General features: G+C 32.8%; 13 protein-coding genes and 7 tRNA genes. 8 read left to right on the top strand and 12 right to left on the bottom strand.

Features of this window, described 5'->3' with window-relative positions:
* Positions 1–178: 178 nt before the first annotated feature.
* Both ACJMML_RS01200 and ACJMML_RS01195 read left to right on the top strand, forming a co-directional pair.
* The gene (locus ACJMML_RS01200) at positions 179–1,657 is read left to right on the top strand and encodes a TrkH family potassium uptake protein (protein WP_405305602.1); all 1,479 of its coding nucleotides are present in this window, start codon (positions 179–181) and stop codon (positions 1,655–1,657) included.
* 242 nt (positions 1,658–1,899) lie between these two features.
* The gene (locus ACJMML_RS01195) at positions 1,900–2,574 is read left to right on the top strand and encodes a potassium channel family protein (RefSeq protein WP_405305601.1); all 675 of its coding nucleotides are present in this window, start codon (positions 1,900–1,902) and stop codon (positions 2,572–2,574) included.
* Positions 2,575–2,668: 94 nt separating this feature from the next.
* On the opposite strand, the gene ACJMML_RS01190 is transcribed toward ACJMML_RS01195, so the two are convergent.
* The 9 genes from ACJMML_RS01190 to ACJMML_RS01150 all read right to left on the bottom strand — a co-directional run bounded on the left by ACJMML_RS01190 (position 2,669) and on the right by ACJMML_RS01150 (position 5,020).
* Positions 2,669–3,316, bottom strand: a complete 648-nt coding sequence (locus tag ACJMML_RS01190; RefSeq protein WP_405305600.1) for an MBL fold metallo-hydrolase — start codon at positions 3,314–3,316, stop codon at positions 2,669–2,671.
* Between the two features lie 214 nt (positions 3,317–3,530).
* Positions 3,531–3,686, bottom strand: a tRNA-Trp gene (locus ACJMML_RS01185).
* A gap of 38 nt (positions 3,687–3,724) precedes the next feature.
* Positions 3,725–3,796: transfer RNA gene (locus ACJMML_RS01180), tRNA-Cys, on the bottom strand.
* Positions 3,797–3,883: 87 nt separating this feature from the next.
* Positions 3,884–4,291, bottom strand: a complete 408-nt coding sequence (gene hjc / locus ACJMML_RS01175; protein WP_405305634.1) for a Holliday junction resolvase Hjc — start codon at positions 4,289–4,291, stop codon at positions 3,884–3,886.
* A gap of 214 nt (positions 4,292–4,505) precedes the next feature.
* Positions 4,506–4,581 (bottom strand) — tRNA-His (locus tag ACJMML_RS01170).
* Between the two features lie 46 nt (positions 4,582–4,627).
* Positions 4,628–4,710 (bottom strand) — tRNA-Leu (locus tag ACJMML_RS01165).
* A gap of 48 nt (positions 4,711–4,758) precedes the next feature.
* A tRNA-Glu gene (locus ACJMML_RS01160) sits at positions 4,759–4,833 on the bottom strand.
* A gap of 35 nt (positions 4,834–4,868) precedes the next feature.
* A tRNA-Ile gene (locus tag ACJMML_RS01155) sits at positions 4,869–4,942 on the bottom strand.
* Positions 4,943–4,947: 5 nt separating this feature from the next.
* Positions 4,948–5,020, bottom strand: a tRNA-Asn gene (locus ACJMML_RS01150).
* Positions 5,021–5,254: 234 nt separating this feature from the next.
* On the opposite strand from ACJMML_RS01150, the gene ACJMML_RS01145 reads away from it, so the two are divergent.
* From ACJMML_RS01145 to hisE, 4 genes are all read left to right on the top strand, one after another.
* Positions 5,255–6,250, top strand: coding sequence for a radical SAM protein (locus ACJMML_RS01145; RefSeq protein WP_405305599.1), 996 nt, complete (start codon positions 5,255–5,257; stop codon positions 6,248–6,250).
* Positions 6,251–6,491: 241 nt separating this feature from the next.
* Entirely contained in the window at positions 6,492–7,847 is a 1,356-nt protein-coding gene (gene gatB / locus ACJMML_RS01140) for an Asp-tRNA(Asn)/Glu-tRNA(Gln) amidotransferase subunit GatB (protein WP_405305598.1), read from the top strand.
* Positions 7,848–7,905: 58 nt separating this feature from the next.
* Positions 7,906–8,712: a CBS domain-containing ParB/RepB/Spo0J family partition protein gene (locus ACJMML_RS01135; protein WP_405305597.1), complete on the top strand. Its 807-nt coding sequence runs from the start codon at positions 7,906–7,908 to the stop codon at positions 8,710–8,712.
* 19 nt (positions 8,713–8,731) lie between these two features.
* Positions 8,732–9,022 carry a phosphoribosyl-ATP diphosphatase gene (gene hisE / locus ACJMML_RS01130; protein ID WP_405305596.1) on the top strand — a complete coding sequence of 97 codons (291 nt, stop codon included), beginning with the start codon at positions 8,732–8,734 and terminating at the stop codon, positions 9,020–9,022.
* Between the two features lie 94 nt (positions 9,023–9,116).
* Here the strand turns inward: hisE and ACJMML_RS01125 are convergent, their stop codons facing one another.
* Positions 9,117–9,749, bottom strand: coding sequence for a GNAT family N-acetyltransferase (locus ACJMML_RS01125; protein WP_405305595.1), 633 nt, complete (start codon positions 9,747–9,749; stop codon positions 9,117–9,119).
* Positions 9,750–9,867: 118 nt separating this feature from the next.
* Entirely contained in the window at positions 9,868–10,698 is an 831-nt protein-coding gene (gene larB / locus ACJMML_RS01120; RefSeq protein WP_296855648.1) for a nickel pincer cofactor biosynthesis protein LarB, read from the bottom strand.
* 214 nt (positions 10,699–10,912) lie between these two features.
* Here larB and hypF point away from each other — a divergent pair, with 214 nt between their 5' ends.
* On the top strand, positions 10,913–13,309 hold the full coding sequence (gene hypF / locus ACJMML_RS01115; RefSeq protein WP_405305594.1) for a carbamoyltransferase HypF: 2,397 nt from the start codon (positions 10,913–10,915) through the stop codon (positions 13,307–13,309).
* A 226-nt stretch (positions 13,310–13,535) separates the two neighbouring features.
* Here the strand turns inward: hypF and ACJMML_RS01110 are convergent, their stop codons facing one another.
* Complete coding sequence (locus ACJMML_RS01110; RefSeq protein WP_296855645.1) at positions 13,536–14,045, bottom strand: ArsR family transcriptional regulator; 510 nt, start codon at positions 14,043–14,045, stop codon at positions 13,536–13,538.
* Positions 14,046–14,683: 638 nt separating this feature from the next.
* Here ACJMML_RS01110 and ACJMML_RS01105 point away from each other — a divergent pair.
* Positions 14,684–15,319 (top strand): nucleotide exchange factor GrpE, encoded by a 636-nt coding sequence (locus tag ACJMML_RS01105; protein WP_405305593.1) that lies wholly within the window; start codon positions 14,684–14,686, stop codon positions 15,317–15,319.
* Positions 15,320–15,351: the final 32 nt, after the last annotated feature.

The raw sequence follows: 15,351 nt of genomic DNA, 5'->3' as shown, positions 1-15,351 counted from the left end.
AAATATTTAATAAATCTTTTATTTAAAATTATATATTTAACTCAGTATAGTTTGCACATATAAAAACTAACTAAACAAAAATCACATTCAGATAATATCTTAACCGAGTATAGTTTGTATATATAAAAACTAAAGCATAATAATATTTAAATATATAAAAGATATAATCAATATTTGTATGAAAAGGAAATATATCTCTAAAGCGGATTTATTGGTTGTGCTCCATTATTTAGGATACATAATGCAAGGATTAGGTATCGTTTTATTAGTCCCTATCCTAGTTGCATTAATCTATGGAGAGTACATAAAAGTTAGCGCTTTTTTCATTCCTTGTTTTATATCATTCATTTTAGGAACTGTTTTCACTAAACAATTCAAAAATTACAATAAGCTTAGATTGAAACATGGAATGTTGATATCTTCCTTTGCATGGCTATGGGCTTCATTGATTGGGGCTTCAATCATGGCTCTTTCATTAGATATCCACTTTGTTGATGCACTCTTTGAAAACATGTCTGCATGGACAGGTAGTGGAATGACTTTTTTTGTAAACGTTGAGATCTTACCTAAATCTATCTTATTCTTGAGAAGTTTGGAACAATGGATAGGTGGATTGGGAATCGTAATTATATTTATCGGAATTCTAATCAGATCAGGTACTGCTGCATCAAGATTATATAAATCAGAGGCAAGAGAGGAAAAAATTAAGCCAAACATTGCAAATACATTGAGAAAGGCTTTGGAAATTTACTTGATTTATACAGCGGCAGGAATAGTTCTTTTTATTTTAGCAGGACTTCCAATATTCGATGCTGTAAATCTTACATTTACCAGCATTTCCACTGGAGGAATGTCAATCAAAAATGCAAATGTTGGATTCTATCAAAACAGCTTGGTTTACATTATCACTATGGCTTTAATGATTTTAGGTGCAACAAGCTTTTCCATCCATTATAAGATTGTCAAAACAAGAGGAAAATCTGTTTTGAAGGATGTTCAGTTCCAATTGCTTATTTGCTTGATTGTCATTGCAAGCGCATTTATTCTAATAACAAATAAAATGGTCCCTATAGAAGAATTGTTCACCATAGTTTCTGCAATTACAACTACCGGTGCAAATGTAGTTCCTCCATATGAACTTGCAAGGTGGAGCAGCTCTTCACTTATTGTTCTAATGGTTTTAATGCTGATAGGGGGTTCTTCAGGATCCACTAGTGGTGGTTTAAAGCTTATTAGGGTAATTACAGTGCTTAAAGGAATGAACTTAACTGTTACTAACCTTGTTTCACCGGAAGGAAGGGTTGTTAGTACAAGAATTGGTGGAAAGAAAATAAATGAAAGGGAAATTAAAGAGGCATCTGCATATATAGTGATTTTCCTATTTTTCATGATATGCGGATGGATAATAATGACTCTCTATGGATATGACCCATTTACAGCATTATTTGACATCGTTTCCTTACAATGTAATAATGGATTAAGTACAGGCATAGTCTTTGGAGGATTGCCAACACCTTTAAAATTGACCTTGATTTTCTTGATGTGGATTGGAAGATTGGAAATCATCCCAGTCTTAGTGGTCTTTAGAACAATCGGCGGATTGATAAATCCAAAAAGAAGAATTAAAAACATGAAGAAAAATGGTTCAATTGAATAAAAAACACCATTTATTCCTCTTAAAAACAAGCTTAAAAACACTCCTTTTTTTATTGTTTTAATATATAAAAACTAACATTACGAAAGATTTATAAATATAAATTAAGATATTAAAACAATATGTTAATTTTCATTAAAATTTTTGAAGATTACAACAAAAATAATGATTATAAATATTAATGATTTTTAAAAAATATTATAGAATCTTTTATTCATTGAAAAAAAAGTTTTTAGGTGTTTGTTATGTATATTGTGATTTTGGGCGGGGGTCGTGTAGGACTTTCACTTGCAGACCGTTTAATTATTCATGGTTATGATGTAACAATTATTGAAAGCAATGAGGACTTATGTGATCAAGCAACTGAAGAATTGGATGCTATGATTATTTGTGGAAACGGAACTGATACAAAAACATTGGAAGAAGCGAACATTGAAGAAGCGGACGTTTTTGTAGCAACTACCGGTAATGATGAATCAAACTTATTATCTTGCATTTTAGTAAAAGAGTATACTGATGGACAAATTATTGCAAGGGTAAGTAATCCAGATCACGAAGAGGCATTTAAAAAAGTTGGAATTGACAAGGTAATTAGCCCTGAGCGAACCGCTGCGGGATTCCTTGAAAAAATTATTACAAGACCTAATGTAGCGGACTTAACCGCCTTTGGTGCAGGTAATGCTGAAATTTTAGATATGACAATTAAAAATCCAAAGGTATTTGGAAAGAAAGTTTCTGAATTCTCTCCAACCAAGGATTACATTATCATCTCTAAGAATAATGACAATCACGAATTGGAAATTCCTCAACCTGATGACATATTAAGCAACGGGGATAAGATTTCAATTCTTGTAAAAAGGAATGCCTTTGAAAAAGCTGAAAAGAAATTTATGGGCGCTGGAGGATTATTCGGATTTTAAATCCCCAATCCCACTATTTTTTTATGAATGAAATATCCATTCGTAAAGATTCAAACTAATTATTTTTCCAATAAAAAAAGGAATAAAATAATCATTATCTTATTCCCATCATCATGCAAGACATTTCAATATGCTGATTTCCATTTTTTACCCAAGGACCATGTCCTGGAAGCAAATATTCAACATCCAAATCCTTTAAACGCATTAATGACTCCTTCATGTCATTAGGGTCTCCACCAATATCCATACGGCCTACTCCACCATTTGCAAAAATGGTATCTCCACTGATGAGAATCTCACCATCATACAATGATATCCCACCTTTTGTATGCCCAGGAGTGTTTATAACTTCAAAATTGGCTATTTTATCCCCTTCTTCAAGTTCAATATCAACATCATGCCTTCTGACAATTGAACCGAACAATGAGGAAACAGTCAATTCACTTTCAGGATCTCTGAGTGCAATAGCATCAATTTTATGAATAGCTATTTTTGCATTTGGGAAAAAGTCATTTCCACCAACATGGTCGTAGTGGCAATGAGTGTTTACAATCAATTCTATATCCTCAGGACCAATGCCTATCTCTTTGATTTTTGAAAATAAGTTTGAATTGCTCTGGCCTGTTCCAGCATCCACTAAAATGTAATTATATTCAGAATCTGAATCAGTGTTATCAATCAAATAGGAATTGGAATCAGCCATCACTCCTTCAATACAATAAACATTATTGATTTTATCCATAGTATCACTTAAAAAATTAATTTAAAATCTATTAAATATTCTTTAAGAAATAGTAAATAAACTTACCTAAAATAGATTAGAAAACACGAATAAAATGGAATATATGAAAAATTTAACTAAAATAAACTGAAAAATTAACCTAAAATAAACTGAAAAAATTGAAAAAATCTAAGTAAAAATATTTTATTAAAAATAGTAAAAAATTAAGTAAAAATGGGGTCACAGGGATTTGAACCCCGATCCTAGGATTTCTCTTGCCTCAGTACTCCAATTGGTCATCACATAACCAATGTATACTGATCATCAGACTACGCGTATTTCTTCAAAGACAACTGGAGTCCCAGATGATGCCAGGTTACACCATAACCCCATACTTAATAGATTAACATATGAAATATGCTAACCTAAAGCCAAGAGAGAGATTTGAACTCCCGTGTAATTGGTCTGCAGCCAACCGCTTCGCCTCTAAGCTATCTTGGCATAAATAATAATACAGTATTATAAAGTATGTTTTAATAATATATAAACTTATTGTTAAAATAAAAAAATAAAATAAGAATTTGATGACTAGAATTTAACTTGCTTGTCAAATCCACATATTTCATCAATCTCATATGCCTTTTCCAAACAGTAGTTCTTCTCCACCTTATAATTTCCATTTCTTGTTTTCTCAATTAAATCAGGTGATAGGAAAAACCATTTTGTGTATTTGAATTTAACACCAAGATAGGGATCTGCACCAAAAGTCTCTGAAAACTCTATTAAAGCATCAATTTGAGGATGATCAATGTAAATCTTATCTTTAGTAGTTGTCTTTACTTCAATAGCTAAGTAAATCTTACCATTTCCTGCTATAACATCAGGCAATGGCTTTTTAGTAGCCCCTCCAGATGCTGGAGCTCTCATAGCTGCAAAATCTCTATCCCATAATTTGTGAACTAAATCTCTTTCCTCAGCTGAACCTTTTTTAGCCATATTAAAACCCACTTAAAATGTAACCTAATTAAAATTTAAGCTAATAAAATGTAACCTAATTATATTTAGTTTATTTTTTTACATATAAATAAAAGCAGTTAGAGCATTTGAAAAGTAATATTCAATAAATTGGAATAAATAACTTTTTTAAAAAGAAAATAAGCAATGAAAAAGTAGTTTAAAAAGAGTTGAAATAATAAAAAAAGTTTAAAAATGGGGCCGGGGCCGAGATTTGAACCCGAGTCACAGGATCCACAGTCCCGTAGGATGACCGCCTACCCTACCCCGGCAAATGAATACCATAATAGGAATAAAAACTAAAAAAATTAAAGAATATGCGGGAGCAGGGATTCGAACCCTGGTAGACCTGCGTCAACAGGTCCTAAGCCTGTCTCCTTTGGCCGCTCGGACACCCCCGCTACTAAGAGAGGGAAGGAGATTCCCAAATATCTTTCAAATATAAAAAATGCTCCGACCGGGATTCGAACCCGAGTCTTCGGCTCGAAAGGCCGAAATGATTGGCCGGACTACACCATCGGAGCAAAAAATACGAATGCAATAAAACTAGATTATACAATGGGCCCAATGGGATTCGAACCCATGACATCCCGGTTATGAGCCGAGCGCTCTACCTGGCTAAGCTATGGGCCCATAAGCGCCGTCGACAGGGCTCGAACCTGTGACCAATCGGTTAACAGCCGAACGCTCTACCTACTGAGCTACGACGGCAAAACAACCCATGCTTGCAAATCATAGTTTTAAAAAATACATACTGAATAATACAGTAATATTATGTTGATTAACATAGTATATAAATGTTTCTATCAAAAAAATTTGAAAAAATACCATATTCCCCATTATTTTATAAAATTTAATAAAATTTTAATATAAATTTAATATATGAGAATAAATATAAATTATTAAAGAAATAAAGACAAAAGAAAAAAGACAAAAGGTGAAACCATGAATGATATAAACAGCATTGAAGCACTTGAATTAATCACCAAAGCAAACAATCTTAGCTTAAAAAAGGGATACGATGAAATAAGCTTAGAAAGAGCTGTTTTTTTATCATGGTGGTGTGATAAGGGAGACTGCAAATTCTGCTATATGAGCACTCAAAAAAATAAAATCAAGGATCCGACAAAAGCAAAGCGCAGAGTGAACAATATATTGGCAGAAGCTGAAATGTGCAGCAGGCTTGGCTGGAATATAGAATTCCTATCTGGAGGATATAAATCATTCACAACTGCAGAAATCAAGTCAATAGCTGAAAACATACATGCAATCACTGGAGATGGAGTTTGGCTAAACACTGGAATCACTTCTGAATTGGAGGAATATGGTTCTGAGATAAAAGGAATCACTGGTGCTGTTGAAGCTGCAAATCCAGAATTTCAAAAGACCGTTTGCCCAAGCAAGCCATTGGACCAAATCAGTGATATGTTGGATAAGGCAGGGGATTTGGGATTCAAAAAAGCAATTACAATAATCTTAGGCCTTGGAGAAAGCTTTGAAGATGTGGAATACCTAAAGGACTACATCAGAGAACATAAAATTGATAGAGTGATCTTTTATTCATTAAATCCTCATCCGGAAACTGAATATGTAAACAGTTCCCAACCGGCATCATTATACTATGCTAAGGTAGTCTCTACAATAAGGCTTGAATTTCCGGATTTGGAAATCATCTGCGGAACATGGACTGACAACTTGGCGAATATAGGAATCCTTATCTTAAGTGGAGCCAATGGAATCACTAAGTTCCCACTCTTTAAAATGTTTGGAACCAAATATGGTAAAAGAGTTGAAGAAGAAGTTAAATGGACTGGAAGAACCCTTAAGGGAACATTTACAGACAAAAGCAAATTAGGTCCAGAAAAAAGTGAAATCAGTCCCGAATTGGATCAATATATAAAAAGATACATTAAGGATTCCTTGAAAAACAAATATAAATAATTCTTATTTTTTTAATTCTTTTAATAATTCTTTTAATATCTAATATTTTATATAAAGAAAATCTTTATAAATATAATAGTACATAAATTAACATAATATGAATTTATAGTTAATTAACATAACTTTTAAAAACTTTTCTTAAGTTAACTGCTTATTTCTATTAACTACTTATTCTTATTTAATTAAAAAACAACTAATATAATATTTAAAAATCCTTGGAGGGATTAATATAGACGTAAATATGATGTGTGGACTTGAGATTCACGTACAACTTGAAACTGATTCAAAGTTATTCTGTAACTGTCCAACAAACTATCAAGAAGCACCAGCAAACACAAACGTTTGCCCAGTATGTTTAAACCAACCAGGTGCTAAACCATTTCCAACCAATGAAAAAGCTATTGAAAACGCTTTAATGATTTCATTGATGCTTAACTGTAAAATTGATAAAAACTTTACTTATTTCATGAGAAAGCACTATGATTATCCTGACTTGCCTTGTGGATACCAGAAAACTTCCGTTCCAATAGGTTACGAAGGTGAATTGAATGGTGTAAGAATCAGAGAAATTCACATGGAAGAGGATCCTGGACAATTCAAACCGGATAGGGGTATTGTAGATTTCAACCGTTCTGGAATTCCACTTATCGAAATCGTAACTGAACCTGATATGCACTCTCCAGAAGAGGCTCGTAACTTCTTAAAAGAGCTTATCAGAGTATTGGAATACAGTGGAGGGGCTCGTGGAGAAGGTACCATGAGAGCAGACGTAAACGTTTCCATCAATGGTGGAAACAGAGTGGAAATGAAAAACATCAACTCCATCAAAGGTGCATACAAGGCTTTGAACTTCGAAGTGATCAGACAGAAAAATCTCTTGAAAAGAGGTCGTGAAGTCAAACAGGAAACCAGAGCTTTCTTAGAATCCCAAATGATTACCGTTTCAATGAGGGATAAGGAAAATGCAGATGACTACAGATTCATCCCAGATCCTGATTTGCCACCAATGAAAATCAGCGATGAGCAAATCAACAAGGTTCTTGATGTGATGCCTGAAGCGCCACACAACAAAGTGAAAAGATTTGTTGAAGAATATGGAATCGATGAGGAATCCGCTAAAGTGCTTACCTCAGAACTTGATTTGGCTCAATGCTACGAAGAAGTGGCTAAAGAAGTTGACCCTAAATTCGCCGCTAAATGGATGAGAGACGAACTTAAAAGGGTATTGACTTACAATAAGCTTGACTTTGCAGAAAGTGGAATCTTGGCAGATGACTTGATTGAATTCTTGAATATGCTCTTAAATAAGGAAATCACCACTAAAGCAGGTCAAAGAATCATTGAACAAATGCCAAACAACAAGCAAACTCCAAAACAAATAGCTGAAGAGTTAGGATTGATTGGTGTAGTTAAAGATGATGAAGTTCAAGCTGCAGCTAAACAAGCAGTTGAAGAAAACCCTAAAGCTGTAGATGATTACCACAATGGTGAAAAAGGTGCATTGAACTTCTTGATGGGTCAAGTAATGAGATTAACCAAAGGAAAAGCAGACCCAAGAGAAACTGTAAAAATCTTAAAAGAATTGCTTGAAGAATAAATTTCTTCAATTTTTCTTTATATTATCAAAAATTTAATTACAAAATAGGAGGGTGATTATGGATACAGAAAAGGCAACAGTAAGAGACTATATGACAAAAGACGTATTTACAGTAAAATATGATACTCTCAATAATGATGTTATTAAATTAATGAAACAAACAAAGCACGACGGTTATCCTGTTGTTGATGAAGAAGGACAAATCGTTGGAATTATCACCGCATACGACTTATTGCTAAAGGATTGGGTAACTGATCAAGTCAGCGGAATAATGTCTACTGATGTAATTGTTGCAAGAGAGGATATGCATATCAACGATGCATCAAGAGTGATGTTTAGACATGGTATTTCAAGACTTCCTGTTGTAGATAAGCAAAGACATGTAAAAGGGATTATGACCAACACAGATATTGTAAGGTCACATATTGAAAGGTCAACTCCAACTAAAGTAAATGCATTTAAGGAAACCATGGAAAAACTCTATGACATTAAAACCACTTTAACAAGAGAGCAAGTTCCTGTAGAGAAAATAAGACCTACACAGGATAGGGTTTATGCAGATGAATTGCAAGGAAGAACCTATGAACTTGAAAAAGGATTGGCAGAACCAACCATTGTAGTTAAAACTGGGGACAGGTACATTTTAGTGGATGGTCACCATAGAGCAGTGGCTTCTGTAAAATTAGGTTTGGATAAGATTGACTCCTATGTTGTGGATTTCCATAAGGACATTAAGTTAGGTATGGAAAAAACCGCTGAAAAACAAGGATTAAATTCATTTAATGACATAACCATCATTGATGACGATCAACATCCATTGATTGCACTAACTGAAACAATTAAAAATACACAACAAAAACACTAATCATATTGGAAGTGAATTGATGGTAGATGACAAGATTTTAAGAGATGTTTATGAAGTATTGGAAAGTCGTAGAGACAACCCAATAGACTCATACACCTCCAATATTATGAAAAACAGCGATAAAAAGGCAGAGGACAAGATCCTTGAAAAAATAGCTGAAGAGTGTGGAGAAACTCTCATCGCTTCTAAAAATGATGAGAATTTGGTTTATGAATCTGTTGACTTAATATTTCATACATTGCTCCTTTTAGCATACAAAGGAGTGGAATTTGATGAAATTCTAGAAGAATTTGAAAGAAGGAGAAAATAATTCTTTCAATAATCATCTTCTTTTTTTATGAAAGAATAATTAGTTTGAATAATTACGAATAAAATTAAAAAATAAAAAAATAATAGCCAAATAGCTATTTGAGAATTAGCTCCATATTCCGCATCCCTCTTTTTTTACCAGGAACACCAAATGATTTTCTATTGAATGTTTTAAATCCTTTGGAACTGTATAACCTGAATGCACCATCATTTCTAAAGTCCGCATCCAAAACCACTCTTTTGCAATCCAAATCCTTTGCAAGTTGAATCAATTGATCCAATGCTTCTGTCCCATAACCTTTTCCCCTTTGATTAGAGCAAATGGCCAATTCACAAATGTAGAAGTCATCATCCTCAACATCAACCAAAACGAAATTATCCATGAAAGATACTTTGGAAAGACCTAATGCTTCAGAAAACTTAAGAGTTTTGAATTGATTTTTTATATCTCCGAAAAGAGAATGCTGAACTCCTTTCCCACCATTGAACATTCCAATAATTTCCTTTTCCTCTGTGTCTTCATCATCAAAGAAGACATAGAACAAATCATTTTCATCCGCTTCAGCATCTTTTGCAAAATCAATCAAAAGCAATCTGTTTTTAATGGCTTCCACACCTTCTTCCTTTGATTTGAAAACATGCTTGAATGTTCTATAATCAACATCATAGATTAATTCAGCCACTTTATAAACATCATGAATTTCCGGATTGAAATCTCTAAAAATCAATATAAACACCAATATAAAAAATTAATTTAATTAAAATATTAAAATAATACAATTTAAAATAATCAAAATTGATAAAAAATAATATAAAATAATATAAAGTAATATAAAATAAAAATACCTATTCTTTAGACATTCTTACCTTTTTAGCAATATTCTTAGCAATGGTCAAAGCACAAACTCCTGCACCGAACCCATTGTCAATATTGACAACTGACAATCCGGGAGCACAAGACTGCAACATTGAATACAATGCCGCCTTTCCATCTGCACCGATTCCATAACCTACAGATGTTGGAACCGCAATGACTGGAACATCCACCAATCCTGCAACTACAGAAGGCAATGCCCCTTCCATTCCTGCACAAACAATGAATGCACAGACATCCTCTTCAACCATATGTGCAATCTGTGGGAATAACCTATGAATCCCTGCAACACCGATATCATAGGAACTAATGACTTCACATCCTCCCTGTTCAACAATAACCTTTGCTTCCTCAGCGATTGGAATGTCAGAGGTTCCTGCAGTCAAAAGCCCTACCTTGCCATATTCCGGATTGAAGTCAACTAAAGAATCCTTATAGATTATCAGAATTTTAGCTCTCTTATTGTAATCAAACTTAATTCCCTTTTCAAAAAGATAATCCAAATCCTTTTCCAATGATTCATACCTTTCTTTAGATAATCTTGTAATGATAATATTGTTTTTCAATTCAATTGAATCACTATCAGATTCCTGTTTTTCAAAAAATCTTTTAATGATGGTTAGCAAATCATCATAATCCTTACTATCTGCCAAAATAGCTTCTGGAAAACCGGTCCTATCCATTCTAGAAGTATCAATTTGAGCCACATCATCTAATTGGCGAATGCTTTCAGCCTTTAAAAGAGTATCACATTCTTCAATTGAAATTTTACCTTCAGCAAGACTTTTAAGAATTTCCTTCATTTTATCACAAACATTATAAAATTTATTGAAATAGATTTTTAAAATTTTATTAAATCTTAATCTCAATCGAAAATATTATATTAAAAAGATTTATAATTACTATAATATATAATTATTATATTGATTATTTATTATGATATTTTTTATGAATATTAATTATGATATTTTTTATGAATATTAATTTTTATTTATGATTTTATTTTAGATGGTGACCATGAAAACAGAAAAGGTATTGGTTGAAGGGATTGTGCAAGGAGTAGGATTCAGACCCTTCGTATATAGGATAGCTACTGAATTGGAACTCTCAGGTTATGTCAGAAACTTGGGAAATGTAGTTGAGATAATCATCCAAGGTTCAGATGATAAAATAGCTGATTTCATATTCAAACTTCAAAATGAGCTTCCGCCAATAGCTAAAATAAACAATCTGGAAACTGAAGAGCTTTCAGATGACGAAAAATATGCTGATTTTACAATCAAGGAAAGTTCAGACAGTTTCTCTGGAACATCCGTCATTCCGCCAGATTTGGCAATCTGCGATAAGTGCTTGGAAGAGATAAACGATCCAAACAACAGAAGATACAATTATCCATTCAATGCATGCACCGATTGCGGACCTCGTTTTACAGTAATTGAAAACGTTCCATATGATAGGGATAAGACCACTATGGATGACTTCCCATTATGTGATGAATGTGAGGTGGAATACAAAAACCCATTAGACAGACGTTACCATGCAGAAGCAAGCTGTTGTGAAGTTTGTGGACCATCTTTGGAATTGTATAAGAATGATGATCAAACTCCAGTTAAGGTTGATTGCGAAGACCCATTGGAAGAAACCGCAAAACTCCTCGATGAAGGAAAGATATTTGCAATCAAGGGAATTGGAGGAACACACTTAGTGGCAAATGTAATGCTTGAGGACACTGTAAACCTTCTAAGGGAAAGGTTAGGAAGAGAAAATCAGGCATTTGCAGTTATGAGTCCAGACATTGAAACCGTTAAAGGATATGCGATTGTATCAGATGCTGAAGAGGAAACATTATTGTCAAAAGAAAGACCTATTGTAATCCTCAAGAAGAGTGAAAGCTATGATTTTGCACAGTCAGTTTCACCGGGATTGCATAACATTGGTGTGATGTTGCCATATGCCCCATTGCATCATCTTTTATTCAATCATACAGAAACTCCAGCCTACATCATGACTTCAGCAAATGTTCCTGGAGAGCCAATGATGATTACAAATGAGGAAATACTCAAAAATCTCGACACAATAGCTGACTATTACCTCATTCACAACAGAAGGATATTGAACAGATGCGATGATTCTGTAGCAAGATTCAGAAACAATGAGCTTGCGTTCATAAGAAGATCAAGAGGATACACTCCAGAGCCTTATGACTTAAAAGGAAAATACACCAATCTTAATCCTGAATTCGACAATCTCAACATTCTTGCACTTGGACCGGAACTTGATGTTACATTTACAATCCTTAAGAATTCAAAAGCATATGTATCACAGCATATCGGAAATACAAACAAGTACAGAACCTATGAGTTCCTGCAAGAAGCAATCAAGCATATGATGAGGATTACAAAAACAGACAGTTTCGATGCAATAGCATGCGATTTGCATCCACAATTCTTCACAACAAAACTTGCAAAGGAATATGCTGAGGAATACAATTGCCCATTGATACCAGTTCAACACCATCATGCTCATGGAATTTCACTGTTGAATGACCATTACACAAATGGCCAAAACAATGAAATGATTATCATAGCTGCTGATGGAGTAGGATATGGTGGAGACGGCAACTCATGGGGAGGAGAAATATTATACACAAACATTAAGGAATATGAAAGAACAGTTTCCTTAATGCCTCAGAAGATGCCTGGTGGAGACTTATGTACCAAATATCCTGTTAGAATGATGGCAGCAATATTGTCTAACCCAAACAGTGACTACGAAAGTGAAAAGTACACTGAAGAGTATGTAAAGGAACTATTGAACAATAACTACATAGACTCATTCCAGCATGGGGCAATTGAAATAAAAAGCCTGTTCAGGCAACTGGAAACCAATCTTAACGTTGGTATAAACACCAGTACAGGAAGAGTTCTCGACTCTGTTTCAACTGCACTTCACATATGTGACAAACGTAGTTACGAAGGTGAAGCTTCAATGAAATTGGAATCATATGCATATGATTACAAGGAAGAGGACACTCTCGAAGATTTCCCAATAATCATCAAGGAATACGAAGATGAGAATGGAAGAAGAATGATCCTTGACACTACAGCAATAATGAGATACATTATAGATAAGATTGAAGAAGGAGAAAACCTTAATAAGATAGCTGTTGCAGGACAAAAGGCAGTTAGCATTGGACTTGCAAAGCTTGCTGTAGAATCAGCTAAGGAAAAGGGAATCAAAACAATTGGTGCAACTGGTGGAGTGTTCTATAACGAAGCAATAACAGCACATATTAAAGAATATGTGGAAAAAGAAGGATTTGAATTTGTTCAACACATCAACTCTTGTCCTGGAGACGGATCAGTATCACTAGGACAAGCGATAGTTGCAGGAGTAAACTTAAAGAATCTTTGAAAATAAGCTGATGAAAATAAGATAAAATAAATTATAATAATATTATTATTATTTATAATTCTATTTTTTATTATTAAATCTATTATTTATTATTAAATCTATTTTTTTATAAAAAAAGTGAAAGAAAAATGGAAAGAGAATAAAAAGATAACAATATTATATTATTAATATTCTTCATAAAATAATTATATAATAAAAATAATTATATAATATATTTTTTTAATATCTAATATCTATTATAAGTTCTTTCTAAAATGTATTCTGCTCTTTCTTTCAAGTTGTCATATAAACGTATTTGAGCTTTCAATTCTTCAATAGCTTCTGTATGACCTTGATCTATTCTCTTTTCAATATCCAATAATTTAGACCACTCATCACCAGAAGGCAATTGTTTGATATCATTATGAGGATTTAATAAATCTTCAGAAAAAGATACATTGAATGAGTTTTTAGTAATTGTAATATGCACATTCACATCATTTGGCATATCATAATACTTACGTGGACGACCTCTAACCACTTTTTTTGTTGAAGATGTTAAAATACCGACATCTTCCATAGCCCTTAAATGCTCAATGATAGCTTTCTGACCTATTTGGAGCTCTTGAGATATTTCACTAACAAATCTTGGCTCTTCCCTTAAGAGATCCATGATATCACGTCTAGTCTTACATCCCATAACATCAAGAATCGCTTCCATATCAACATCGTCATATTGATTTTGGTTTTGTTCCATAATTTGACCTCCACCATTTTAAAAAAGTAAATAATATATTGAATTTAATTGATATTATTTAAAATTGATTTTCTTTATATTGATATTCCTATACTTGATTCAAATTAATATTTTCATATTAATCTCCCTATACTAAAATATGGACATAAGTATTATATTAACTTTTTGTTACTAAAAACCGAAATCTTTATATAACATTTTGTTACTATAATAAGTATAGAGAAAGATAACATTTTGTTACTTTAATATAAATTGACAAAATAAAATCTAAATCCGATGGTTATTTATTAAAAATAGAGCTTAAACAAATCAAAAAATCAAAGTTCACTTGATAAATAGCCTAAACTCAAAAAGTTATTATAAGAAACCTATAAAATTCTAACAAATAATAACAAACTGGATAAACACAAATCAAAGAACATTTCAAAAATCCTCTTAAAAAAATCACACTATAAACAAAGATTTTTTTAGATTTAAGTCCACACCCTAAATCTAAAAATCATAAAACACTTTTCTATTAACCCATATGATAGAAAACAAATCTAAAATTCTTTGATTAAAGTCAAAATATTAAAGGAGCTTATCGCTCTCTTTCTCTAATTATAATACTTTATGATAAATTCATAAAAGGTGAAGAAATGGCTAAGAAAAATGAAACTAAAAAAACTGAAGAAGAAATTGATGAGGAAGATCAATCCAAACTTCAGGATAAAGAAGAAAGCCCTTCTGAATCTAAAGATGAGTCTTCACAAGAAGATGGCAAAGAAAAACCATCAAAAGATGATGAAAATGAAGACGGCGAATTAGATAAATTAAACAAAGACCTTGAGAGGAAAGATGAAGAAATCATAGAGCTAAAATCCCATATTCAAAGACTTCAAGCAGACTTTGATAACTTTAGAAAACAAGGAGAAAAACAAAAACAGGACTTAATAAGATATGCAAATGAAGGCCTTATTGTTAAATTCCTTGATATCTATGAAGATATGGAAAGGGCTCTTGAAAACTCAAGCAATGAAGAGGAACTTAGAGAAGGTTTAGAATTAATTTATTCCAAAATGAAAAATGCTTTAGAAAAAGAGGGTGTTGAAGAGATTCCTGCAGTAGGAGAAAAGTTCGACCCATTCAAGCATGAAGCTTTGCTTACTGTAGACAGTCCAGATCATGAAAACAACGAAATCGTTGATGAACTTATGAAAGGATACACCTTAAAGGATAAGGTAATCAAATACTCTAAAGTAAGAGTTTGCAAAAAAGCTAAAAAAGAAGAATAAAAACAATGATAAAAAATTATTATAAAAATTAA

Origin of the sequence: Methanobrevibacter sp. (assembly GCF_045130115.1) — an archaeon.
Classification (GTDB): Archaea; Methanobacteriota; Methanobacteria; order Methanobacteriales; family Methanobacteriaceae; genus Methanocatella.
The sequence above is the reverse complement of the archived record's forward strand: the minus strand, read 5'-3'. Positions and strand labels throughout refer to the sequence as shown.